Raw genomic sequence first — 24,160 nt, forward strand, 5'->3', positions numbered from 1 at the left:
ACGGGATTCAGCGCTTGGCCGCCGCGTATTGCCGCTGGCCGCCGGGCATGCCGTCCTTGTTGCCGCCATGGGTGCCGCCATCGCCGCGTCGGGGCGCGGAAGCCTCGGCAATGAGAGCGCTCTGACGATCGGCATCGAAACGTTCCCACCCCTGCCGGCCCAGCCGTTCGAGGGGCCGATAGCGGACCTTGTATTGCATGCGCGGCGAACCCTCGATCCAATAGCCCAGATAGACATAGGGAAGGTCGGATTGGCCTGCGCGCCGGATATGATCGAGAATGATATAATTGCCAAGTCCGGTCCGCGCGGGATGGTGCGGGTCGTAGAATGAATAGATCATGGACAGGCCATCGTCCTGACGGTCGGTCAGGCAGGCCCCGACCAGGCGACCCGGCGTCCCATCCTCGCCCGGCTCGCGATATTCGATGACATAGCTGGTCACGGGCGTCTGTTCCACCATGTCGGCGTAATCCATCTCGTCCATGGCGGACATGCCGCCATCGGGATGGCGCACGGACAGGTATTTTTGCAACAGATCATATTGCTCGACCGTGGACCAGGGCCGCGTCGCCGTCGCGATCAGGTCGCCATTGGCCTTCATCGTGCGTTTCTGCGTGCCGGAGGCGCGAAATTCGCTCGCCACGACGCGCACCGACACGCACGCCGAACAGCTGGCGCAATTGGGGCGATAGGCGACGTTCTGGCTGCGGCGGAATCCGATCCGGCCAAGGGCATCGTTCAGCGCTTCGGCATCCGGCCCGTCGATCTCGGTGAAGACCTTGCGTTCCTGGCGATCCGGCAGATAGGGGCACGGCGCCGGAGCGGTCACGAAGAAACGGGGAAATTTTACCGGCGCAGTCATGATGCGATCACCTGGCCCTTTCGCTCTTTGACGTTCCAAAACCGATGCACCATGGCCGATTGCCGATGCTGCACCTGCGTAGATGGCAAAGACCCACAGAAGGTTAAAGTCCATTAACTACGTTTGAACGTAGCAAAACCGACCTCTCCCGCAATGGCACACGTTGAAATTTGTTGGATTAAACATGGAACGGGGCCGCGCAAACACGCGCCGCCCCGCCGGTTTCAGGCGAGTTCGACCTCGCTCACCACATAGCCTTCGCCCTGAAGCTGCGAGACGAGCGCGTCGATCTGCGCGCGGTCGCGGGCCTCGCACTCGATATCGGTGATCAGCCCCTTGGCAGGCAGGGTGGTGAAGATGCGCTGGTGATAGATCTCGATGATGTTCACGTTGTGCGCATCGAAGGCGCGCATCACCTTGAACAAGGCGCCCGGCCGATCCTGCAGCGTGAGACGCAGCCGCGCCAGCCGCCCGGACCGCGCCAGATCGCGCAGCAACACATTGGCGAGCAGCCGGGTGTCGATATTCCCGCCGCACAGCACGATGCCGATATTGCGCCCGGCGAACAGATCGGGATTCGCGCGCACAGCGGCGAGCCCGGCGGCACCGGCCCCTTCGACCACCGTCTTCTCGATCTGCAGCAGAAGCGCGGTCGCCGATTCGAGCTGCGGCTCGTCGACCAGCACGATATCGTCGACATTGCGGGCGACCACCCTGGACGTCATCTTGCCCGGGTCGCGCACCGCGATCCCTTCGGCCAGCGTGTCGCCGCCGCATTCCATGCTCTTGCCCTTCACCTTCGCATACATGGAGGGGTAGAGAGCCGCCTGCACACCGTAGATGGCGATGTCGGGCTTCACCTCCCGCGCGAGGGTGGACATCCCGGAAATCAGCCCGCCGCCGCCGATGGGCACGCAGAGCGTGTCGATCTCGGGCGCATCCTCCAGCATTTCGAGCGCGACCGTCCCCTGCCCCGCGGCCACGCGCGGATCGTCGAACGGGTGGACGAAGGTCAGCCCCATATCCTGTTCGAGCTGCCGCGCATGGGCATAGGCCTCGTCGTAGGTTTCCCCTTCGAGCACGACATTGCCGCCCACGGCCTCGGTCTGCATCACCTTCACCGTGGGGGTGGTGCGCGGCATGACGATCGTGACCGGCACGCCGAGCCGCGTGCCGTGATAGCTCAACCCCTGCGCATGGTTGCCCGCCGATGCGGCGATGACGCCGCGCGAACGGGCATCGTCCTCCATGAGCAGCAAGGCGTTGAGCGCGCCGCGTTCCTTGTAGGCGGCGGTGAACTGCTGATTCTCGAACTTGAGCCAGATATTGGCGCCGGTAATGTCGGAGAGCGTCTTGCTGTGCATCGTCGGTGTGCGCACGATCTGCCCGCTGATGCGCGCGGCGGCGGCGCGGACATCCGCGGCGGTAAACGGGGCCTGATCGGCAGCGGTCGTGCCGCCGGCCTTCGATGCGTTCTGAAGATCTGCCATGGTCGCCGGCCCTATCGGATATGGCGCGCCGTGCAAATGGCGTTTAAGGCTGTCACTTATGAAGTCTGTCTTTACCCCCGTCCGCCCCGTGCTCTCCGCCCTCGCCATGCTGGCCGTGGCGGGCGCTCCTGCCCACGCCGATACGCTGATCGACAATGTGGCGGGCATGCGTTTCGAACGCGACGGCACCGTCGAACGCTTTGCCGCGCTGCTGATCGACGATGACGGGCGCGTTGCAGGGCTTTACCGCGAGGGCGAGCGGCTCCCGCGGGAGGTGGATTATCGCCTCGATGGCGAGGGCCGCGTGCTGATGCCGTCCTTCGTCGATGCGCATCTGCATGTCGCCGGGCTGGGACTTGCGACGCTCACACTCGACCTGTCGGACACGAACAGCCTCGCCGAGGCGCAGCAGCGCATCGCCGCCTATGCCGCCGACAATCCCGACCGGGCATGGATCATCGGGCGCGGCTGGAATCAGGAACGCTGGGGCCTTGGCCGCTTTCCCACCGCCGCCGACCTCGACGCGGCGGTCGCGGACCGGCCCGTGTGGCTCGAACGGGTGGACGGCCATGCCGGATGGGCGAACACGGCGGCGATGCGGGCCGCGGGCGTCGATGCCGACACGCCCGACCCCGATGGCGGACGCATCGAACGCATTGCCGGCGGCAAGGCGCCCGCCGGCGTGTTCGTCGACGGGGCCAGCGCCCTCATCGACAAGGCCCGCCCCTCCATCCGGCCGGAGGATCGCGACCGCGCACTGCAAAATGCGCAGGACCTGCTCATCGCGCGGGGGATCACCGCCGTCGCCGACATGGGCACGACGATGCAGGACTGGCACACCTATCGCCGGGCGGGCGATCTTGGCCGGCTGCGGATTCGCATCATGTCCTATGCCCACGGGGTGGAGGACATGGAGGCGATCGCCGGGCCCGGCCCCTCGCCCTGGCTGTACCGCGACAGGCTGCACATGGGCGGGGTGAAGCTTTACCTCGACGGGGCGCTGGGTTCGCGCGGGGCATGGCTCAGCCAGCCCTATGCCGACGCGCCGAAGCAGACGGGTCTGCCGCTGCTCACCGGCACGCAATTGCGCAATCTGATGAGCCGGGCCGCGATGGACGATTTCCAGGTCGCGGTGCACGCCATCGGCGATGCCGCCAATGCGGAGGTGCTCGACGCGATTGCGGAGCTCGACGATACCTACACCGGCGAGCGGCGCTGGCGCATCGAACATGCACAGATCGTCGCACCGGCCGACATCCCGCGCTTTGCCGCGCTGGGCGCGGTGGCCAGCATGCAGCCGCAGCATCAGACCTCGGACCGGCTGATGGCGCAGGCGCGGCTGGGGCCGGACCGGCTCGACGGTGCCTATGCCTGGGCCTCGATGGAGCGAGCGGGCGTGCCGGTGGCCTTCGGCTCGGACGCGCCGGTCGAAGCGCCGGACGTGTTCGCCGGGCTCGCCGCCGCGATATCGCGCACCGATGCCGATGGGCAGCCGGCGGGCGGATGGTATCCCGACGAGACGATCATGCCGGCGCAGGCGCTTGCCGCCTATACCGCGACGGCGGCATGGGCCGGGCGGGCCGAGGGGCGCTTCGGCACGCTGGATACCGGCGAATGGGCCGATTTCATCCTGCTGAATGAAAATCCGCTGACCGTCTCGCCCGAACGTCTGCGCGCGATGACGGTCGTGGAAACATGGATCGCGGGACAGCGGGTCTATACCGCCGATCGCGACTGACCCACGTGCGTGACCCCCGCGCGCGTGGCGCGGCCCGTCCGGTTCAGGCTTCCTTCTCGACCTCGGCGGCAGCGGGGGTTTCGGCCTCGCGCACGCGCTTGCGCTCGCTCCACCGCATGATCAGCAACGAGCTTTCGAACAGGAGATAGAGCGGCAGGGCCAGCACAAGCTGAGAGCCCGGGTCGGGCGGCGTCACGATCGCCGCCAGCGTCACGATGCCGACGATGACATAGCGCCGCGCCTTCACCAGCTGCGCCCGCGTCACCAGCCCCGCCCGGTTCAGCAGGAGCAGCAGCACCGGCAGCAGGAAACAGATCCCGAACGCCAGGATGAACTGCATCACCAGCGACAGATAATCCCCGGTGCCGGGCAATGCTTCCATCTGCATCCCGCCGGTTTCGCCCGAAAAGCCGATGAACCAGCGAAACGCGGTCGGCATCACCACGAAATAGGCAAGCGACGCCCCCGCCGCGAACAGGATCGGCGTCGCGAAGAGGAACGGCAGGAACGCCCGCTTTTCCCGCGCATAAAGCCCCGGCGCGACAAAGGCCCAAAGCTGATTCGCGATGATCGGGAACGACAGGCAGAACGCCGCGAACAAGGCCACCTTCAATTCGACGAAGAACGCCTCGTAAAGCTGCGTATAGATGAGCCGCCCCTCGCCCGCCGGGAACGCCTGCGTCAACGGGCGGACGAGCCAGCCGAAGATCGTGTCGGCAAAGGGCAGGCAAATCGCAAAGGCGATGCCGAGCGCGAGCAGGCACCGGATCAGCCGGTTGCGCAATTCGATGAGATGGTCGAGCAGCGGCTGCTCGCTCTCGTCTATGTCGGGAATGCGATAGACCATGGGTTTAGCCCCGCGTTTCGGGCGCGTTCGCATCGTCCGATGCGGTGCTTCCCGATGCGCTGCTTGCCGATGCAGGCGGCGTCGGGGGTGCGGGCGGGTTGAGCGGCTCCATCTGCGGGCCGGCGTCGTCGTCCGCCGCGGCGGTGCCGCTCACACCCAGAGGCGCAGGAGGCGGCGTTTCGGACCCCGGATCGCGCGCGGCTTCGGGATGGCGCGCCATGATCTCGGCATTCCGCCGCTTCCACTCATCCTCCATGTCGGACAGTTCCGCGTCGCGGACCATCGCATCGATCCCGGCGCGAAAATGGCCGGTCACCTTGCGCATCTTCCCGATCCAGCGGCCCGCGGTCCGCATGGCGAGCGGCATGTCCTTCGGCCCGATGACGAACACCGCCGCGCCGATGATGATCAGCAGTTCAAAAGCACCGATGTCGAACATGGCGGGATCAGCCGTCGCCTCGCCGTATCACGCCTTGGGTTCGGACGCGTTCGGATCGGCGGGTGCGGAAACCGGCGCCGATTCGCCCGGTGCGGGGGCGGGCGTCGCGGTCGGCGCCGGCGTTACCGGCGGCGCGGGGGTGGGCGCGGCCTCGCTGCGCTGCTCGATCCGCGCGGCGTCCTTGCGCTCTTCCTCGTTCATGCCTTGCTTGAAGCTTTTGATGCCCTTGCCGAAATCACCCATCATTTCGGATATGCGTCCCCGCCCGAACAGGACGAGGATCAGGACAGCGACGATCAGCAATTGCCAGGGACCGACATTCACGATGCATTCTCCACAACGGGTTTCATGGCTGTGATCTAGGCGCTTTCGCCGTCATTATCCAGTGCTGCCGTGCGGGCATTCGGATCGGTTCGCCCGATATTGCCGTCATCGCCGGCGTCGTCGCGTCCCGCTTCGCGTTCCCCCATCGCCCGCTCCATCGCCTCCTCCACCGGGTCGAGCAGGCCCGCGGCGCGCAATTCGGCGAGGCCGGGCAGGTCGCGGCGGCTCTGGAGGCCGAAATGCGTCAGGAACGCGGGCGTCGTCGCGTAGATCACCGGGCGGCCCGGCACCTCGCGCCGCCCGGCCGCCCGGATCCAGCCTGCCTCCATCAGGACATCGAGCGTGCCCTTCGCCGTCTGCACGCCGCGGATCGATTCGATTTCCGCCCGGCTGACCGGTTCGTGATAGGCGACGATGGCGAGGCATTCGGTCGCCGCGCGCGACAGGCGGCGCACTTCCTCGCGTTCGCGGCGGAGCAGTGAGGCGAGATCGGCGGCGGTCTGAAAATGCCAGTGCTGCCCGCGCCGGACCAGCTCGATCCCGCGCCCTTTGTAATGCGCCTCCAATTCGCGCAGCGCGGGCGTGACATCCTCGCCGCCCAGATGCTCGGCTATGTCCTGCGCGCTCATCGGCTCCGTTGCGGCGAACAGCACCGCCTCCACCCCGCGCACGAGATCGGGCCGTGCCATGGCTACCGTTCGGCGCTGCGCAGGCGGAGGGGGCCGAACGCCGTATCCTGACGCAGGTCGGCCTTGCCTTGTTTTGCAAGTTCGAGCGCGGCGGCGAAGCTGCTCGCCAAAGCGGAGCGGCGCAATTGCGGATCGGCATGCGGTGGCAGGAATTGGCGCAGTTCCATCCAGTCGATCGCGACGCCCAGCATGGCCGACACCCGCGACAGCGCGCTTTCCAGCGTCATGACCGCGCGGTCCTTCACCATGTGGACGACAGGCGCGGTGCGGGCCTTCACCTGCCCGTAGGCGTGCACGATGTCGAACCATTCGCATTGCCAGGCCTTGCGCTTCATCACGCGCAGCCCTTCGGGTGCGCCGCGCAGGAAATTGTCGCGCCCCAGCCGGTCGCGCGCCATGAGCCGCGCCGCCGCCTCCCGCATCGCGGCGAGTCGCTGCAACCGCAACTGGAGCCGCAGGGCCAGCTCCTCGGGACTTGGATCCTCCTGCTCCGCCTTGGGCAAAAGCAGCGCGGATTTGAGATAGGCCAGCCACGCCGCCATCACGAGATAATCCGCCGCCAGTTCGAGTTTCAGCGCGCCCGCCGTGTCGATATATTCCAGATATTGATCGGTCAGTTCCAGGATCGAGATCGTGCGCAGATCGACCTTCTGCCGCCGCGCGAGATCGAGCAGCAGGTCGAGCGGTCCCTCCCAGTTGTCGAGCTCGATATAAAGCCGCGCGGCATCCTCCGCATCGGCGGGCGCCTGCGCGTCCCATCCCGCCTCGCTGAGCAGCGGCGCCGGGGACGGGGTGTCGTTCACGCCGCCATGCCGGCCGCGCGAAACAGGGCATCGCGTTTCGCGATCGCGGCGGCGCGCGCGTCCGCGCCGTCGAACGGCGCCGCCACGCGGGTCGGCGCCATCGCCGCGGACAGCCGTTCGCGCGCCCGCTCCGTCATCGGCGGCAAGGCCTCGGCGATGCCCGCCATGTCGTCCATCCGGGCCCAGCAATTGAGCACGACATCGCACCCGGCGGCAATCGCAGCGGCGGACCGTTCGGGGATGCTGCCCGAAAGCGCCTCCATATCGATATCGTCCGACAGCAGCAGCCCGTCGAAACCGATGCGGCGCCGGATGATATTCTCGATCACGGTCGGCGATTGCGTGGCGGGACGGTCCGCGTCCCATGCGGTAAACACGATATGCGCCGTCATGCCGACCGCCGCATTGCGAAGCGCGCGAAACGGATAAATATCGCGTTCCAGCGCGTCATCGTCCACGGTCACGGTGGGCAATTGCTTGTGGCTGTCGGCGGTGGCGCGCCCATGGCCTGGAATGTGCTTCACGATGCCCTGCACGCCGGCATCGAGCAATCCGTCGAGCACCGCGCGACCAAGCGAGGCAACCCGCATCGGATCGCGGCCCAGCATGCGGTCGCCAATGACATCGTGCGTGTCGTGCGTACCGACGTCGAGCAGCGGCAGCGCATCGCACGAAACCCCCGCCTCGGCGAGGTCCAGCCCGATGGCCAGTGCGTTTGCGCGCGCCGCCTCCATCGCGGACATCGGCGCGATGTTGTAAAGCCTGTCGAACACGGCCCCTGCGGGATAGGCCGGCCAGACCGGCGGCTTCATCCGCGCGACGCGTCCGCCTTCCTGATCGATGGTGATGAAGAGATCGTCGCGCCCGTGCAGGCTGCGCAGCGCGTCGGTCAACGCACGCATCTGAGCCGGACTTTCGCAATTGCGCCCGAACAGGATATAGCCGGCGGGGTCCGCCTCGCGCAGGAAATCGCGCTCGTCATCGGTGAGCGCGAGGCCGGAAAGGGCAAAGATTGCAGGCGTCATCCGACCGAAATCGCGCAATCGCCGCGCTTTCGCAAGGTCGGACATGCGGCCACCGGGGAAAACCGGACCGCACGCGCCCTATTTCACCTGGCACTCGATCCCGTTGCGGCGCAGATCGCGGCATAGCGCATGGGCCGGACCGCGCGCAGGGGCCAGCGCCTGAAGCCTGTAGACCGTGCCGATGTCCGCCCGCCCTTCGACGACCCGGTGGCCATGCGCGCGCAGCGGTTCGTAACGCGCGATCAAGCGCTGCCACCCCGCCTGCGCGTCGTCCTCGCTCGAAAACGCGCCGATCTGCACCGGGATGCCAGTGGGTGCGCCGGTTGGTTCATCGCTCGATGACGTGTCGCCCGCAACCGGTGCCGTTTCCCCGCGCGCCAGCGTGCCGCGCTGCTCGACCCCTTCGCCGACGAGATAGGCGGTGTCGCCCGTCCCGCGAAAGCGCAGTCCGCCCGGATCGTCGGGGCGGATCTTGTACGGCGTATCGGGCGCCGCGATGATCGAACCGTCGGCCTGCGGCGGGGTCGCCATGCGGTCCGACGCGAACCAGAAGATCAGCGCGAGCCCGAGGACGACCGCGGCCAGCACCCCCGCAAACGTGCGCACGCGGGGCCAGTCCACGCCCTCGTCCCGGTCCTCTCCGGCGGGTTCCAGCCACGGCAGATGCGTGTCAGGCTCACCCAATGCGAGCCGCCCGTCATCCGCCCGGTCCTTCGCCGCCATGGCCGCCCCCGTCGCTTAGAGTTCCTCTGCCGCCTCGACGCCCAGAATGGCGAGCCCGTTGCGGATCACCTGCGCGACGCGTTCGGCAAGATACAGCCGCGCGCCCGTAAGATCGGCATTGTCGGCGACGATGAACCGCTTGTCCATCCGGTCATTGCCGAGGTTCCAGTAGGCGTGCAGCGATCCCGCCAGCTCGGCGAGGAAAAACGCGATGCGGTGCGGTTCGCGCGCCCGGCCCGCTGCCTCCACCATGCGGGGAAACTGCGCGGTCTGCCTGATGAGCGCCTGCTCCTCCTCGCCCAGCAGGTCGAGATGCGCGTCCGACGGCGCCATGCCGGCCCCCGCCCCCTTGCGCAGCGTCGAACAGATGCGCGCATGGGCATATTGGACGTAGAAGACCGGATTGTCCTTCGACGCCTCGACCACCTTGGCGAAGTCGAAATCCATCTGCGCCTCGGGCTTGCGGGTGAGCATGGTGAAGCGCACCACGTCCTTGCCCACTTCCCTCGCCACCTCGGCGAGGGTGACGAAATTGCCCGAACGCTTGGACATTTTCACCGGCTCGCCATTGCGCAGGAGCTGCACCATCTGCACCAGCTTCACGTCGAAAGGTTTGGGCGTGCCGTCCTTCGCGCCGGTGAGCGCGGCGACCGCGGCCTTGATCCGCTTTACCGTGCCGGCATGGTCCGCGCCCCATATGTCGATCAGCGCGTCGACGCCTTCCGACTTCTGAAAATGATAGGCGAGGTCGGCGCCGAAATAGGTCCACGCGCCGTTCGACTTCTTGATCGGGCGGTCCTGATCGTCGCCGAATTGGGTGGAGCGGAACAGCGGCAGTTCGACCGGCTCCCAATCCTCGGGCGTCTTGCCCTTGGGCGCTTCCAATACGCCGTCGTAGACGAGACCTTTTTCGCGCAGGAACTTCTCTGCTTCTTCGGGCTTTCCGGCGGCCTGCAACTCGGCCTCGGACGAAAACAGGTCGTGATGAATGCCGAGCAGCGCCAGATCCTCGCGAATCATGGTGAGCATGGCCGCGACCGCCTCTTTCCGAAACAGCGGCAGCCATTCCGATTCGTCCGCGCCGACGAAGGCATCCCCATGCTCGCGGGCAAGCGCCTCGCCCACCGGGACGAGGTAATCGCCCGGATACAGCCCCTCGGGAATGGCGCCGATCTCTTCGCCCAGCGCCTCGCGGTAGCGCAGGTGCACGCTCTTCGCCAGGACATCGACCTGCCCGCCGGCGTCGTTGACGTAATATTCGCGGATGACCGCAAAGCCTGCGAATTCGAGCAGCGCGGCCAGCGCATCGCCGACCACCGCGCCCCGGCAATGCCCCATGTGCATCGGCCCCGTCGGATTGGCGGAGACATATTCGATGTTCACCGTCTGTCCGGCGCCCATGTCGGACCGGCCGTAATCGTCGCCCAGTGCCGCGATGGCGCGCAATTCGCCGAGCCAGGCGTCACTTCCAAGCCGCATGTTGATGAAGCCCGGCCCGGCGATGCTCGCCTCCTCGACGGCGGGATGCGCGGTCAGCTCGGCGACGATTCCCTCGGCAAGGGCGCGCGGATTGGTCTTGGCCGGCTTGGCCAGAACCATCGCCGCATTGGTCGCCAGATCGCCGTGGGAGGGATCGCGCGGGGGTTCCACCGCGACATTCGCGCGGGACAGGCCAGCCGGCAGCGTGCCCGCCTCCACCAGTCGGTCGAGCACGGCATCCACCGCATCGGACATGACGGCGTGCAGCGTGGCGGTATGGGTATCGTTCGGTGTCATGCCCGCGCGGTTAGCGTCTTATCCTCGCGGGGGGAAGCCGGTGATGCGCGAAATCGCGTTACTGCCGGCCCGGCGCCCGCTTTACCGGGTTGCGTTATAGGCGAGCTGCTGCGGCGTGAGCTGAAACCCGACCAGCATTTCGAAGGTGGCGCGCGCGACGGCGGCCTTCACCTCCGGATCGGCGAGCGGATCGAGTGCGGCATCCTCGTCGCCGGCCTTGCGCCGCCGGGTGATGCGGTCGCGCACATCCTCAGGGAGCGTGGCGGCGGCGCCGTCGACGAAGGCACCGGCCCGCGCGCTGGCCTGCGCCCGGTCCTGTCCGGCGGCGAAATCGATCGTCACCTCGCCGACCCGTTTCGTCAGCACCGCGGTCCCGCCGCGCACGACGGTCACGAAATAGGGGAGCGTGACCTGCCGCGCCTGCGCGGTGTCGCTGCGCCGGGCATAGACGTCGAAGGCCACCTCGGAATAAATCCGCGCGCCGCTATCGTCGCAGGTCACGCGCAGGTTCGTCATTGCCGCCGTCACGTCGAGCGAGGCCGCGGTCATCGCCTGCGGATCGCGGAACGTGGTGATGTCGCCCGTGTAATCGGGAATGCCGACGGCGGGACAGCGCGACCGCACCGCATTCACACCCACGCCCTGGTCGACGACCAGCTCACCCTCGGTGCTGCACCCCGCGAGAAGGGCGGCTGTGCCCAGCGTCGCGGCGATGCGGGCGATGCGGTTACGGTATTTCATGCGGCAAAACCCTTATCTGTTCATGCGCGAACGCCTGTTCCCGCGCGTGCGGAGCGTATGGCCACGATGCCCGCGCCGGATGTTTCCCCGTCGCCCTTAACGGTCATGCGGGGGAAGGGCAATCGAGACGGCGCATCGCTCCTGCGCGCGGAATCGTTTACCGCCGATTTACGGGCGCGCGGCGTTTCGCGGCGGGCGTCGATGGCGCGGCTTTGCAAGGGTGAAGAATAACGCGCGCGCTGCTCGCTTTACGAAACGGGGCGCGCGGCGCTATGCAGGGGCGCAATGACCCAGCCCAGCACTCTTGCGCCCGCGCGCACCGCCGATACCCGCCTCCCGCTCAAGGTGCTCATCGCGGCGCCGCGCGGGTTCTGCGCCGGGGTGGACCGCGCCATCGAAATCGTCGAACGCGCGCTCACCCGTTATGGCGCGCCGGTCTATGTCCGCCATGAAATCGTCCACAATGCCTTCGTCGTCGACACGCTGCGCGAAAAAGGGGCGGTGTTCGTGGATGAGCTGGACGAGGTGCCCGACGGCGTGCCGGTCGTCTTTTCCGCGCATGGCGTGCCCAAGGCCGTGCCCGCCAATGCCGAGGATCGGGGCCTCGACTATCTCGACGCGACATGCCCCCTCGTCAGCAAGGTGCACCGGCAGGCCGAACGGCAGGTGGAGGCAGGGCGCCACATCCTGTTCATCGGCCACCGCGGCCACCCGGAGGTGATCGGCACGTTCGGGCAGGTGCCCGACGGCTGCATGACTCTCGTCGAAACGGTGGAGGACGTGGCGTCGCTGTCCTTCGACGACGACGCGCCCCTGGCCTTTCTCACGCAGACGACATTGTCGGTCGACGACACCAACGCCATCGTGGAGGCGTTGCGCGCCCGGTTCCCGCAGATCGTCGGACCCAAGGCCGAGGACATCTGCTATGCCACCTCCAACCGGCAGGCGGCGGTAAAGGCGATCGCGGCCAAGGTGGACCTGATGCTCGTCATCGGCGCGACCAATTCGTCGAATTCGGTCCGCCTTGCCGAGGTCGCCGAACGCATGGGCACCGATGCCCGCCTGATTCAGCGCGGCGCCGATATCGACCCGGCCTGGCTCGATGGGGTGGGCACCATCGGCCTCACCGCCGGGGCGAGCGCGCCTGAAGTGCTCGTGCGCGAGGTCATCGACCGGCTCAACGCCTTGCGCGAGGTGGAAGAGGACGTCGTCACCACGGCGGAGGAACACATCACATTCAAGCTTCCGCGACAGCTCGCGGACTGAAACCATGGCGGTCTATACCCGCATCGGGGCGGAGGACATGGACGCGCTGATCCGCGCGTTCGGGGTCGGCACGCTGATTTCCGCCAAGGGCATTGCCGAGGGCGTTTCGAACAGCAACTGGCTGATCGAGACGGATGGCGGACGCGACGGGGCGGGCAGTCGCCGCTTCATCCTCACCATGTATGAAGAGCGGACCGAGGCCTCCGACCTGCCGTTCTTTCTCGGCCTGCTCGACCATCTCGCGGCGGCGGGCTGTCCGGTGCCGCGCACCATCCACGATACAGGGGGCGCGTCGTTCCGCATGTTCCCGGCGCGGATGCGCGACGGCTCCATCGTCGAAAAGGCCGTCGCGCTGATCGAATTTCTCCCCGGCGTGTCCGCCGACAGTCCGACCCCGGCGCAGGCCCGTTCGGTCGGCATCGCGCTCGCCGGCGTGCATCTTGCCGCGCGCGATTTCGCGATGCGCCGGGACAACGGGATGGGCCCCGCCGCGTGGCTGCATTTCACGGCCGAGTGCGAGGGGCGATGGGACGAGATCGACCCCGCCCTTGCCGCCGTCCCCGATCTTGCGCGCGATATCGCGGCCCGCTGGCCCGGCGACCTTCCGCAATCGGTGATCCATGCCGATCTTTTTCCCGATAACGTGCTGCTCACCGGGGATGGGGTTTCGGGGCTGATCGATTTCTATTTCGCGTGCAACGGGGCGATGGCCTACGACCTTGCCGTGACCCATGCGGCGTGGTGCTTTTCCCCCGACGGGCGCGAATTCGATGCAGAGCTGAGTGCGGCCCTGCTCGCCGGGTATGAAACGGTGCGCGCGCTCGGCGACGAGGAGCGTGCGGCGCTTCCGCTGCTGGCGCAGGGGGCGGCGCTGCGTTTCCTGCTCACGCGGGCCTATGACTGGCTCCATACGCCCGCCGATGCGCTGGTGACGAAGAAGGATCCGGTCGCCTTTCTCAATCGCCTGCAATTCTATGCCCGCCACGGCGACGCGGCCTTCGCGGCATGAGCGACGTCGAAATCTTCACCGATGGCGCGTGCAAGGGCAATCCCGGCCCCGGCGGATGGGGCGCGATTCTGCGCAAGGGCGAAGTGGAAAAGGAAATGTCCGGCGGCGAGGCCGACACCACCAACAACCGGATGGAAATGACCGCCGCGATCCGCGCGCTGTCCGCGCTCAAACGGTCGTGCCGCGTCGATCTTTATACCGATAGCAAATATCTGATCGACGGGATCACGAAATGGGTCTTCGGCTGGCAGAAGAAGGGGTGGAAGACCGCGGCGAAGAAGCCCGTGCTGAACGAGGATCTGTGGCGCGAACTGCTCGACGCGGCGCGCCCGCACACGATCGAATGGCACTGGGTCAAGGGGCACGCCGGTCATCCGGAGAACGAACGCGCCGACACGCTCGCCAGCGATGCGGCGGATGCTATCGCCGGGCGTTAGGCGTTAGGCGCTAGGCGAAGCGCGCGGGGGCGTAGGGCGCAGGGTCGAGCGGTTCGTCGCCCCCCTGGCCGAGCAGCAGCGCCGCGGCCAGCGCCGAGCCAGCGGGCGCGGTCTGTATCCCGAAACCGCCCTGCCCCGCGCACCAGAAAAACCCCTCTGCCAAAGGATCCCAGCCATAGACCGGCAGGCGATCGGGCGCAAAGCTGCGCAGCCCGGCCCAGCGCCGCTCGACATGTTCGGCGCGCCAGTCGACCACCTGCTCCAGCCGCGCGATGGCGGTCGCGACGTCGATCTCCTCGGGCGCGGCATCGCACGGCGCGGAGGGCGTTTCGTCATGCGGCGATAGCCAGATGCGTCCGCTTTCCGGCTTGAAATAGAAGCGTTCGTCGATGTCGAGCACGAGCGGGAGCGTCGCCGGCGCGGGCGGATCGGTCCGCACCTGCGCGACCGTGCGGCGCAGCGGCGCGATGCCCAGCGGCCGCGCCCCCGCGATCCGCGCGATCCCGTCGGCCCAAGCGCCAGCCGCATTGACCAGCACACCGGCCCGCATCGTCGTGCCATCCGCCAATACGAGCTGCCATTCCCCCCGCTCCCGCCGGGCGGAGGAAAGCCGCGCCCGGTTGCGCAGGCCCGCCCCGCCCCGCCGTGCCAGCGCGAGGAAATGCGCGTGCAGCGCGGCCACGTCGATGTCGCAGCAATCCGGTTCCCACGATGCGGTTGTCCAGCCCTCGCGAACGCCCGGCACGCGCGCCTCGATCTCCTCACGGTTCAGCATCGCGACATCGACACCGAGTGCGGCAAAACGCGAAACGAACGCGGCGATGCGGCCTCGGTCCTCCTCCCGCGCCAGCGTCAGCGCGCCGCGCGGGGCGAGGAACCCGTGCCGCCGTAGATACGGCCCCGACGCGATGGTGAGCGGCGTGATGCCCGGCCCGCCATAGCTTTCGGCCCAGAACGCCGCCGAACGACCCGTCGCGTGATAGCCCGGCTCGTCCTCCGCCTCGATCATCGTCACGCTGCGATGCGGCGCGAGCCGCGCGGCGAGCGACGCCCCGGCCATACCTGCGCCGGCAATGACGATGTCGAACCGTTCCGTCATGATGCGGGGGGTGCCGCCTCGTCCAGGAAATCGTCGATCGCGAGAAGCGCCCGATCGCGGATCGCATCGGTCTCGCGGAGGATTTCATGCGCGCAATCCGGCCCGAACTCGACCAGTCGCGAATCGAGAATCAGGCGATTGGCCCGCCGGATCGCATCCGCCGACACCAGCCGGTCCGCGCCTGTCGCGACGAACATGATCGGCACCGCGACCCGTCGCAACACCGCCTCCCGCGCGAGCCAGCGCATGGAACCGACCGCGCCTGCGACCCAGCCCCAGCTCCCCGGCCCCATGGCGAGCTCGGGGCGCTCGCTGCGCCACCACACCTCGTCGGCATAGCGGCTTTCGTCATGGGTCAGGAGGTCGATCCGGTCCTGCGGCAATTCGCCGGGCTTCTCGCTCCAGCGCCAGGCCGGCGTCGTCGCGCCCCGGACCCAGCGCATCGCGCGCGCCGCAGCATCTGTGATCACCGCGGGCATCTGTTTCCCCGCAAGGCCCAGCATCGGGGCGACCAGCACCGCCGCATCGGGCGCGATCCGGCCCTCCGCCATCGCGCGCAGGGCGAGATGCCCGCCCATGGAATGGCCGACCACGACCCGCGGCCCGCCACCCTGCTCCATCCATTGCGTCCAGAAATCGGCGAGATCGTCGACCCACAGGCCGAAATGATCGACATGGCCGCTCACGCCATCGTCGCCCAGCCGTCCCGATCCCGCCTGCCCGCGCCAGTCCACCGCCGTCACGCGCCACCCCGCCCGATGCCAGCGGGTCAGCGTTTCGAGATATTTTTCATACGAATCGCCCCGTCCCGGGAGGAACAGCAACGACCCGCGCGGCGCGGTGCCGGCCCCATGGTCGAGGTCGATCCGCCGCACGCGAAACCCGTCGGGCGCGGTCCATCGCGTTTCGCGCGCGTGGGCCGGAATTTGTCGGCGGACCGGGTCGGGAGAGGACGTCATCTGGCTCGGGCCATCTTTTCGGGCTTGGTTACTATTTGGTAAGCCATGCCGCCTAAACCGGGCCTCGCAATGGTTAAGACGGGGTTTGGAACATGGACGATGGGCTGCTCACTTACGCGGCGGTCGCCGCCTTGGCAATCGCGGTGCTCTATGCCGCTTTTACCGATTACCGGTATCGCAAGATCAAGAACACGCTCTGCCTCGCCATCGTGGTCATGGCGCCGCTGTTCTGGATCGGGAACGGGCTATCGCTCTGGCCGGGGGTGGCGATTCAACTGATCATGGCGGTGGCCGCGTTCCTGGTGGGGGCGGTGCTGTTCCGGCTGGGCCAGGTGGGCGGCGGCGATGTCAAGCTGCTCGCCGCGATCGCGCTGTGCATGGAGCCGCGCTGGTATCTCGCGCTCATCGTGTTCACCGCGCTTGCCAACGGGGTGCTGACGCTTTTCGTATGGCATCGTCATCGCCGCGCCCGGCGCAAGGGCGCGACGACCGGCCGCATGCAGGTGCCCTATGCCATTTCGGTGGCCGCCGCGATGATGGCGGTGATCGCGGTCCGCTACGGCGCGGGGTTGAGCGAGCTCGGCAGTGCGACGCTCGGGTCTTGACCTGATCTTAACCATTTGGGGCGAATTTCACTTCGACAAACAGGCGCGGACGGGATTCGCCGGACCTTGCGCATAAATGAGGGCTGATGGGCCATGGACAGGAAAAAGCTGATATTGCTGGCGGTGGCATTGGTGGTGGCGGTGGGGACCGCGCTGATGGCGCGCAGCCTGTTCGCCGGCAGCACCGCGCCGCAGGTGCAGGCCGCACAGGTTCCGGAAGGGCCGCGCGTGCTGGTCGCGCAACGCGCCCTGCCCGTCGGCACGATCATCACGGCGGACGCTCTGCAATTCAAGCAGTGGCCCTCCGAAATGGTGCAGGATGCCTATTACATCGATGGCGAGGCGGATCTGGAAAAACTGCTCGGCACGGTCGTGCGCTATCCGGTGACCGCAGGGCAACCTGTCACGCATGGCGCATTGGTCATGCCGGGCGACAGGGGCTTTCTCGCCGCGGCACTCGGCCCCGGGATGCGCGCGGTCACCGTGCCGGTCTCGGTCAAGACCGGGGTCGGCGGGTTCGTCTTTCCGGGCGACCGCATCGATCTCGTGCTGACGCAGCAGGTCACGGGCGACGGCCCGCCGTTGAAGGTCGCCGAAACGATCCTGCGCAACCTGCGCGTCCTCGCCACGGATCAGTCGACGACCACGCGGACGGTCGAGGGGAAGACCGTGGTGCAGGGTTTCCGGACCGTCACGCTCGAGGTGACGCCCCGCATCGCGGAGCAGATCGCGGTGGCGCAGACGATCGGCGAATTGTCGCTCTCGCTGCGCTCGCTCGCCGATAATCAGGATGAGCTCGACCGCGCAATCGCATCGGGCGAGGTGATCGTGCCCGACGATGCGACGCCGGAACAGGAGGAGGCAATCCTGCGCACCGCGATGAACCGCCCGCAGGCCGGCCGCTCCACCGTGCAGACGGGCGCCGACGTATCCCGCTTTCAACGCCGCACCGTCCCGCCCCGGAAAGGCAATTCGGGCAGCAGCGCCCCTGTCCGCCGGATCGACGCGGACGAGGACCGCAGCCGCAATTCCTCCAGCGGGTCGCAGACCGCGCAGTCGGGCTATCAGGGGCCGATCGTCCGGATCAGCCGCGGGACCGATACCGTCGCCGTTCCGGTCGGCAAATGATCGCGCGAAAAGGTAAGAACGGGATCATGATCAGGCAGACAAAATCGAAGACCGCGTTCGCGAAACGCCTGTTCGCAGGGGTTGCCCTTGCCGCGACCGCGCTCGCCCCTGCGGGACCGGGCATGGGCGGTGCGGGCGGCATTGCACGGGCGCAAAGCGTGACCGCACCGGCGGGCGAGATTGTCCTGTCCATCGGGCGGGGGCAGCTGGTGAACGTCGCGGGACAGATGACGGATATCTTCATCGCGAATGACGCGATCGCGGATGTAAAGGTGAAATCCCGCAACCAGCTTTATGTCTTCGGCAAGGCGGGCGGGGAAACCACCGTCTATGCCTCCAACGCGGCTGGCGATATCGTGTGGTCCGCCAATGTGCGCGTCGGCTCCAACATCGACAGCATCGACCAGATGCTTGGGCTGGCCATGCCAGAGGCGCGGATCGCCACGGCCACGATGAACAACACGGTGCTGTTGACAGGGACGGTCGCGTCGCCCGGCGATGCGGCGGAGGCGGAGCGGCTGGTCGCGGCCTTCGTCGGCGATGGCATCAACGTCATCAGCCGCCTGAAAACCGCCACGCCATTGCAGGTCAGCCTGCATGTCCGCTTTGCCGAGGTCAGCCGTTCGCTGGTCCGCGAGATGGCGTCGAATCTCGTCACCCGGGACACGACCGGCGGGTTTCAGTTCGGGGTTCAGCGCGGCAGCAACAATGCCGGTCGCGAGATCATCGACGCCTTCAACTCCGACCGTTTCCCCAGGGTCGACGCATCGGCCATGTACAATCTTCCGAGAGATTCGATCAGCCTGCCATTCGACCCCACGACCGGGCAATTTGTCGTAAACGGCACGCGGTTCAGTTCGCCGGGCAATCAATCGGAGCAGACCGCGCTCAACCTGGCGGGCAAGCTGCTCGGGATCGACGTCAATCTGGGCCTCGACCTGGCGGAACGGGTCGGGTTGATCACCACGTTGTCGCAACCGAACCTGACCGCGCTTTCGGGCGAAACGGCCACCTTCCTTGCCGGCGGCGAATACCCCATCCCGATCAGCCAGGGCCTGGGCGCGACGAGCGTGCAATATCGCGAATACGGGGTCAGCCTGTCCTATTCGCCGACTGTGCTCGCCAACGGGCGCATCTCCATTCGCGTTCGGCCCGAAGTGTCCGAACTGTCCTCCCAAGGGGCCATCACCATCGAAGGGTTCCAGATTCCCGCGCTCACCACGCGGCGGGCGGAAACGACGGTGGAACTGGGCTCGGGCCAAAGCTTCATGATCGCAGGCTTGCTGTCCAACAATTCGCGTCAGACATTGGAGAAAACGCCGGGTGCGGGCGACCTCCCCATCATCGGAAGCCTGTTCCGCTCCACCGATTTCCGGCGCGGGGAGACCGAGCTTGTCATCGTGGTCACGCCCTATCTGGTCGAGCCGGTCGATGCGAAGGACATCGTCCTGCCCACCGACGGCTATCGCGCGCCGGACGAGTTGCAGCGCATTCTCGGCAACATGCAGACCGACGGCGTGTCGGCCGGCGTAACGGGGAGCGAACGCCCCATGCCACGCAGCGAGCCCGCCCCGCCCCTGCGCGCCGATGGTGGCTCAATGGCGCCGCCCGCCGGTCCGGCCGCGACCGAAACGGGCGACCCCGCCCCCGGCTTTTCGTTTTGAAGGGTGACCCAAGCATGATGCCCATGACCACGCCCCACCGCCCGGCCCGACGCCTGCGCACTCTGGCCTTTCCCCTCTGCATCGCGCTTGTCGCGGCGCTTTCCGGCTGTATCGGCGGGGTGCCGCACAATCGCTCGCTCTATTCCGTGAAACAGCCCGTGGTCACCGCGCAAACCCATGTCCTCGACGTGCGGACGATGGCCTATGGCCTGCCCCAGTCCGAACAGGCCCGGCTCGACGAATGGCTCGAAGCGATGGATTTCGGCTATGGGGACAGGGTCTCGGTCGACGGTGCCATCGGCGACGATGCCATCGCCCAGATCGCGGCACTGGTCGAACAGCGGGGCATGATGCTGTCGGCCAACGCGCCCGTCACGCAAGGCGGGCTGCCGCCGGGGGTGGTGCGCGTCGTGCTGACCCGCGCTACCGCCGCGGTGCCGGGTTGCCCGGACTGGTCCGCCGATTCCGATGCGAACCCCTATAACGCGACCTATCCCAATTTCGGGTGCGCGATAAACGGCAACATGGCCGTGATGATCGCCGATCCGCAAGATCTGCTGCGCGGGCAACGGGCCGGCGGGGGCACCGATATCATGACCGCGGCCAAGCCGATCGAGAGCTATCGCGAACAGCCGCCCAGTTCGCAGCGCGGCCTGATCGGTGCGCAAACCGCCAGCCAGGGAGGGAACCAGCAATGAGCGCGTCCACAGGCAACAAGTCCGATCGCGACAGCTTTGCCGCCTATGTCTGCGACCAGCCCACGATGGACATCGTGCGCACGGTGATTTCGGATCTCAACATTCCCGAGGACAACATCAACCTGGGCGGGTTGCGCAACGCGGTGCAGTCGCTTTCGGTGAGCGCGAGCCCGACGATCCTTCTCGTCGACCTGTCCGAATGCGCCGACCCGCTGTCCGACATCAACGCTTTGGCGGAGGTTTGCGAGCCCGGCACGATGGTCGTCGCGATGGGGAAGGTGAACGATGTCCGCCTCTACCGCGAACTCATCGCCAGCGGGATTCAGGATTACCTGCTCAAGCCGCTATCGGAACAGATCCTGCGCGAGGCGATGGTGTCCGCGCTCGCCGTGTTCAATTCGCCTCGCAATTCCGCGGCGAACGGCGGCGGAACGGAACGCACCCATGTCAGCACGGCTGTGGTCGGCACGCGCGGCGGCGTCGGCGCCACCACCATCGCAAGTTCGCTCGCCTGGTTTTTTTCGGACGAGCGGAAACTGCCGACGGCGTTGCTCGATCTCGACGTCCATTTCGGGACCGGGGCGCTCGTCATGGATCTCGAACCGGGTCGCGGCCTCACCGATGCGATGGACAACCCGAGCCGGATCGACGGCCTGTTCATCGAACGCGCGATGGTGCGTGCCAATGAAAACCTATCGGTCCTTTCCGCCGAGGCGGCGATCGGCACGCCGCTGATGACGGATGGCAGCGCCTTTGTCCGGTTGAGCGAGGAGTTTCGCCAGGCCTTCGACATGACGGTCATCGATCTGCCGCGCAACATGCTCATCAATTTTCCGCATGTTCTGGCCGAAACGAACGCATTCGTGCTCGTCACGGAACTGACGCTGGCATCCGCGCGCGATGCGATCCGCATCCTGTCCTGGGTCACCTCGAACGCGCAGCACGTGACCCCCATCATCGTGTGCAACAAGATGCCCGCCGGCCAGACCGAGATCACGCGCAAGGATTTCGAAGCCTCGATCGAACGCAAGATCGACATCGTCATCGCCGAAGACGCGAAGGCAGCCGTCAACGCGGCAAAGCAGGGCGAAACCTTCATCGAGGCCAACCGCAACAGCAAGGCAGGCGGCGCGATCGCCGATCTCGCGAACCGCATCTATGCGATGTCGGGAGACGGAGAACCCGTGAGCGGAAAATCGGAAAAGAGCGCCCTGAAGGGCATGTTCGACCTTCGCGCCCTTCTCGGCACAAAGCAGAAGGCATGATGCGGCGCGCGGGGGACAAGCCATGGGATTGATGCAGACGCTGATGATTGCGGGTGCGATGCTCGCCCTGTTGCTGCTCGGCTATTACGGCGTTTACGAGAACATGCGCTCGCGCAGCCAGACCAGGCGGCTGGACAAGATCCGCGCGCGCCATGCGCTTAATGAAAGCGCCAAGGTGGAGGCGCAGCTCAAAAAGGCGGTCGCCGCGCGCAAGCCGCGCCGCCGCAAGGGCGGTGCCGATTCCCGGCTCGATGCGCTCGTGCTTCGGCTGGAGAGGACGGGCGACAAATGGTCGGTCTCCCAATATCTCTACATTTCGGCCGGGCTGACCGTCATCGTCGCAGCGCTGACCCTGTTGAAAACAGGGGCCGTTTTCCTCTCGCTGTTTGCAGGGCTGGCGATCGGGTTGGGGCTGCCCCACTGGATCGTGGGGTTCATGATCAAGCGCCGCCTGGATCAGTTCAACACCCGCTTTCCCGATGCGATCGAACTGCTCGTCCGCGGGCTGCGCTCCGGTTTGCCGGTTACCGAAACTATGGGTGTCGTCGCGCATGAGGTGCCCGGCCCCGTCGGCGCCGAATTTCGCGGTGTGGTCGACGGCGTAAAGGTCGGCCGCACGCTCGACGATGCGCTACAGCAGACCGCGAACCGGCTCAACATCCCCGAATTCCAGTTTTTCTGCATCAGTCTCGCCATTCAGCGCGAGACGGGCGGCAATCTGGCCGAGACATTGTCGAACCTTGCCGAGGTGCTGCGCAAGCGCGCGCAGATGAAGCTGAAGATCAAGGCGATGAGTTCGGAATCGAAGGCCTCTGCCTATATCGTCGGCTCGCTACCGTTCATCGTCTTCACGCTCGTCTATCTTCTGAACCCCGACTATCTGGGCGGATTTTTCGTCGACGACCGGCTGATCGTGGCGGGCATCATCGGTGCCGTGTGGATGAGCATCGGCGCGTTCATCATGTACAAGATGGTCAGTTTCGAGATCTGAGGGGGGACGCGGCATGACGAACCAGGGCGATGGCCCCACCCTTCTCGGCTTCGACGTGATCACGGTCGGCACGCTGCTGGTCGCGGTCGCGACCTTTGCCGTGATGCTCGCCATCTATGCCGCCGTGACCGTGCGCGACCCGATGGCGAAGCGGGTCAAGTCGCTGAATGCCCGGCGCAACGAATTGAAGGCCGGGCTGACCGTGATGGCGCACCGGCGGCGCAGCGTGCGGCGCAACACGACCCATACCGACAAGGTGCGCCGCATCCTCGCCAAACTGCGCATGTTGCAGGACACGCAGATCAGTGAAATCGAGCAGAAGCTCATGCAGGCGGGCATCCGGCGCAAGGACCTGGCCTATGTCGTCATCGCCTTCCGGGTGATTGCGCCTGTCGTTCTCGGCCTGCTTGCCGCCTTCATCGTCTACTGGTCCGACACATTTCCCGAATGGGGCAGCTTCAAGCGGTTCATGCTCTTCGCCGCCGCGCTCGGCATCGGGTACAAGGCGCCCGACATCTACCTGAAGAACAGTATCACGAAGCGCACCGACGCCATACGCAAGGGGCTTCCCGATGCGCTCGACCTGCTCGTCATCTGTGCCGAGGCGGGGTTGACGGTCGATTCCGCGTTTGGCCGCGTGGCGGGCGAACTCGGGCGCGCCTATCCCGAGCTTGCTGACGAATTTTCGCTGACCTCGATCGAATTGTCGTTCCTGTCCGAGCGGCGCCAGGCGTTCGAAAACCTCGCCTATCGCGTCGATCTGGAGGCGATCCGCGGTGTCACCACCACCATGGTCCAGACCGAGCGCTACGGCACCCCGCTCGCCTCCGCGCTGCGCGTGCTTTCGGCGGAATTTCGCAACGAACGGATGATGCGGGCGGAGGAAAAGGCCGCGCGACTGCCGGCGATCATGACCGTGCCGCTGATCCTGTTCATCCTGCCGGTGCTGTTCATCGTCATTCTCGGGCCGGCGGCCTGTTCCATCTCGGACGCGATGCTTTAACGGCGCACCGGGTCCGAAGCCCGGCGCGTCAATCGCGCCTTGCGCCGATCTCGCGCGCGCGGTCGAACAGCTTGCCCAGTGTGCGCAGAAGCGTCTCGCGCTCGCTCGCCGACAGCACCTGGAGCAGCGACGCCTCCATCTCCAGCGCGAGCGGCATCACCGCGTCGAAGATCTCGGTGCCCTCCTCCGTCAGTTCGAGGAGATGGGACCGGCCGTCGTTCGCATTGGGGCTGCGCTTGATGAGCGCACGGTCGCACAACACCTTGCACGCGCGATTGACCGCGACCTTGTCCATGAACGTCGCTGCGACCAGATCGCGCTGCGTCAACGCGCCCGCATCGCCCAGAATCGCCATGACCCGCCATTCGGATACCCTGAGTCCGAAGCGTCGACGATATTCGCGCGCAATATTGTCGCTGACCATGTTGGAGGTGACGGACAAGCGATAGGGCAGAAAGTCGGCAAGGCGGGATGAAAGCTGTTTCATAGCGTTTCCCTATCGCGCAATCGCCGCTTCGCCAAGCTTCGCCTTGCCATTTACCTTAGTATATTACGCGAATGACCGCCTGTGGCGTATTT

25 protein-coding genes are annotated in these 24,160 nt (G+C 66.7%); 11 read left to right on the top strand and 14 right to left on the bottom strand.

What is annotated here, in order from left to right; all coding sequences use genetic code 11:
• Positions 1–7 precede the first annotated feature (7 nt).
• Both Q0897_RS09715 and Q0897_RS09720 read right to left on the bottom strand, forming a co-directional pair.
• Positions 8–862: an arginyltransferase gene (locus Q0897_RS09715; protein WP_299309189.1), complete on the bottom strand. Its 855-nt coding sequence runs from the start codon at positions 860–862 to the stop codon at positions 8–10.
• 224 nt (positions 863–1,086) lie between these two features.
• Positions 1,087–2,352: a threonine ammonia-lyase gene (locus Q0897_RS09720; RefSeq protein ID WP_299309190.1), complete on the bottom strand. Its 1,266-nt coding sequence runs from the start codon at positions 2,350–2,352 to the stop codon at positions 1,087–1,089.
• A gap of 58 nt (positions 2,353–2,410) precedes the next feature.
• On the opposite strand from Q0897_RS09720, the gene Q0897_RS09725 reads away from it, so the two are divergent.
• Positions 2,411–4,090, top strand: coding sequence for an amidohydrolase (locus Q0897_RS09725; RefSeq protein ID WP_299309191.1), 1,680 nt, complete (start codon positions 2,411–2,413; stop codon positions 4,088–4,090).
• Positions 4,091–4,133: 43 nt separating this feature from the next.
• Here the strand turns inward: Q0897_RS09725 and tatC are convergent, their stop codons facing one another.
• The 9 genes from tatC to Q0897_RS09770 all read right to left on the bottom strand — a co-directional run bounded on the left by tatC (position 4,134) and on the right by Q0897_RS09770 (position 11,457).
• On the bottom strand, positions 4,134–4,937 hold the full coding sequence (gene tatC / locus Q0897_RS09730) for a twin-arginine translocase subunit TatC (protein WP_299309192.1): 804 nt from the start codon (positions 4,935–4,937) through the stop codon (positions 4,134–4,136).
• Between the two features lie 4 nt (positions 4,938–4,941).
• Positions 4,942–5,376 carry a twin-arginine translocase subunit TatB gene (locus Q0897_RS09735; RefSeq protein ID WP_299309194.1) on the bottom strand — a complete coding sequence of 145 codons (435 nt, stop codon included), beginning with the start codon at positions 5,374–5,376 and terminating at the stop codon, positions 4,942–4,944.
• Positions 5,377–5,403: 27 nt separating this feature from the next.
• Positions 5,404–5,703 (bottom strand): twin-arginine translocase TatA/TatE family subunit, encoded by a 300-nt coding sequence (tatA, locus tag Q0897_RS09740; RefSeq protein ID WP_299309365.1) that lies wholly within the window; start codon positions 5,701–5,703, stop codon positions 5,404–5,406.
• Between the two features lie 32 nt (positions 5,704–5,735).
• On the bottom strand, positions 5,736–6,389 hold the full coding sequence (gene scpB, locus Q0897_RS09745) for an SMC-Scp complex subunit ScpB (RefSeq protein ID WP_299309195.1): 654 nt from the start codon (positions 6,387–6,389) through the stop codon (positions 5,736–5,738).
• A gap of 2 nt (positions 6,390–6,391) precedes the next feature.
• Positions 6,392–7,165: a ScpA family protein gene (locus Q0897_RS09750; protein ID WP_299309366.1), complete on the bottom strand. Its 774-nt coding sequence runs from the start codon at positions 7,163–7,165 to the stop codon at positions 6,392–6,394.
• Positions 7,166–7,188: 23 nt separating this feature from the next.
• Positions 7,189–8,217: a beta-N-acetylhexosaminidase gene (gene nagZ, locus Q0897_RS09755; protein WP_299309196.1), complete on the bottom strand. Its 1,029-nt coding sequence runs from the start codon at positions 8,215–8,217 to the stop codon at positions 7,189–7,191.
• Positions 8,218–8,295: 78 nt separating this feature from the next.
• The gene (locus tag Q0897_RS09760; RefSeq protein WP_299309197.1) at positions 8,296–8,940 is read right to left on the bottom strand and encodes an SPOR domain-containing protein; all 645 of its coding nucleotides are present in this window, start codon (positions 8,938–8,940) and stop codon (positions 8,296–8,298) included.
• 15 nt (positions 8,941–8,955) lie between these two features.
• Entirely contained in the window at positions 8,956–10,716 is a 1,761-nt protein-coding gene (argS, locus tag Q0897_RS09765; RefSeq protein WP_299309199.1) for an arginine--tRNA ligase, read from the bottom strand.
• 81 nt (positions 10,717–10,797) lie between these two features.
• Positions 10,798–11,457 carry a hypothetical protein gene (locus Q0897_RS09770; RefSeq protein WP_299309200.1) on the bottom strand — a complete coding sequence of 220 codons (660 nt, stop codon included), beginning with the start codon at positions 11,455–11,457 and terminating at the stop codon, positions 10,798–10,800.
• A gap of 285 nt (positions 11,458–11,742) precedes the next feature.
• Here Q0897_RS09770 and ispH point away from each other — a divergent pair, with 285 nt between their 5' ends.
• From ispH to rnhA, 3 genes are read left to right on the top strand one after another with little or no spacing between them, the layout of a single operon-like run.
• Positions 11,743–12,723: a 4-hydroxy-3-methylbut-2-enyl diphosphate reductase gene (ispH, locus tag Q0897_RS09775; RefSeq protein ID WP_299309201.1), complete on the top strand. Its 981-nt coding sequence runs from the start codon at positions 11,743–11,745 to the stop codon at positions 12,721–12,723.
• Between the two features lie 4 nt (positions 12,724–12,727).
• Positions 12,728–13,732 (top strand): homoserine kinase, encoded by a 1,005-nt coding sequence (thrB, locus tag Q0897_RS09780; RefSeq protein ID WP_299309203.1) that lies wholly within the window; start codon positions 12,728–12,730, stop codon positions 13,730–13,732.
• Positions 13,729–14,169 (top strand): ribonuclease HI, encoded by a 441-nt coding sequence (gene rnhA / locus Q0897_RS09785; RefSeq protein WP_202085940.1) that lies wholly within the window; start codon positions 13,729–13,731, stop codon positions 14,167–14,169. Before thrB ends, rnhA begins: the two co-directional genes overlap by 4 nt.
• Before the next feature lie 10 nt (positions 14,170–14,179).
• On the opposite strand, the gene Q0897_RS09790 is transcribed toward rnhA, so the two are convergent.
• Both Q0897_RS09790 and Q0897_RS09795 read right to left on the bottom strand, forming a co-directional pair.
• Positions 14,180–15,268, bottom strand: a complete 1,089-nt coding sequence (locus tag Q0897_RS09790; protein WP_299309204.1) for an FAD-dependent oxidoreductase — start codon at positions 15,266–15,268, stop codon at positions 14,180–14,182.
• Entirely contained in the window at positions 15,265–16,227 is a 963-nt protein-coding gene (locus tag Q0897_RS09795) for an alpha/beta hydrolase (protein WP_299309205.1), read from the bottom strand. The genes Q0897_RS09790 and Q0897_RS09795 overlap by 4 nt, the downstream gene beginning before the upstream one ends.
• A 92-nt stretch (positions 16,228–16,319) precedes the next feature.
• Between Q0897_RS09795 and Q0897_RS09800 the strand changes: the two genes are divergently transcribed.
• The 7 genes from Q0897_RS09800 to Q0897_RS09830 all read left to right on the top strand — a co-directional run bounded on the left by Q0897_RS09800 (position 16,320) and on the right by Q0897_RS09830 (position 23,581).
• Positions 16,320–16,832 (top strand): prepilin peptidase, encoded by a 513-nt coding sequence (locus tag Q0897_RS09800; RefSeq protein WP_299309206.1) that lies wholly within the window; start codon positions 16,320–16,322, stop codon positions 16,830–16,832.
• Positions 16,833–16,925: 93 nt separating this feature from the next.
• The gene (cpaB, locus tag Q0897_RS09805) at positions 16,926–17,960 is read left to right on the top strand and encodes a Flp pilus assembly protein CpaB (RefSeq protein ID WP_299309208.1); all 1,035 of its coding nucleotides are present in this window, start codon (positions 16,926–16,928) and stop codon (positions 17,958–17,960) included.
• A gap of 122 nt (positions 17,961–18,082) precedes the next feature.
• Complete coding sequence (locus Q0897_RS09810; RefSeq protein ID WP_299309367.1) at positions 18,083–19,624, top strand: type II and III secretion system protein family protein; 1,542 nt, start codon at positions 18,083–18,085, stop codon at positions 19,622–19,624.
• Positions 19,625–19,647: 23 nt separating this feature from the next.
• Positions 19,648–20,322 carry a CpaD family pilus assembly protein gene (locus tag Q0897_RS09815; protein ID WP_299309209.1) on the top strand — a complete coding sequence of 225 codons (675 nt, stop codon included), beginning with the start codon at positions 19,648–19,650 and terminating at the stop codon, positions 20,320–20,322.
• Positions 20,319–21,587 carry a pilus assembly protein CpaE gene (locus Q0897_RS09820; RefSeq protein WP_299309210.1) on the top strand — a complete coding sequence of 423 codons (1,269 nt, stop codon included), beginning with the start codon at positions 20,319–20,321 and terminating at the stop codon, positions 21,585–21,587. The genes Q0897_RS09815 and Q0897_RS09820 overlap by 4 nt, the downstream gene beginning before the upstream one ends.
• Positions 21,588–21,609: 22 nt before the next feature.
• A complete protein-coding gene (locus tag Q0897_RS09825) occupies positions 21,610–22,578 on the top strand; it encodes a type II secretion system F family protein (protein ID WP_299309211.1) in 969 nt (322 codons plus the stop codon).
• 13 nt (positions 22,579–22,591) lie between these two features.
• Entirely contained in the window at positions 22,592–23,581 is a 990-nt protein-coding gene (locus Q0897_RS09830; RefSeq protein WP_299309212.1) for a type II secretion system F family protein, read from the top strand.
• Positions 23,582–23,609: 28 nt separating this feature from the next.
• Here Q0897_RS09830 and Q0897_RS09835 read toward each other — a convergent pair whose 3' ends face one another.
• Positions 23,610–24,068 (bottom strand): MarR family winged helix-turn-helix transcriptional regulator, encoded by a 459-nt coding sequence (locus Q0897_RS09835; protein WP_299309213.1) that lies wholly within the window; start codon positions 24,066–24,068, stop codon positions 23,610–23,612.
• Between the last annotated feature and the right edge of the window lie 92 nt (positions 24,069–24,160).

It is taken from the genome of uncultured Croceicoccus sp., from assembly GCF_947496385.1.
Taxonomy (GTDB): Bacteria; Pseudomonadota; Alphaproteobacteria; order Sphingomonadales; family Sphingomonadaceae; genus Croceicoccus.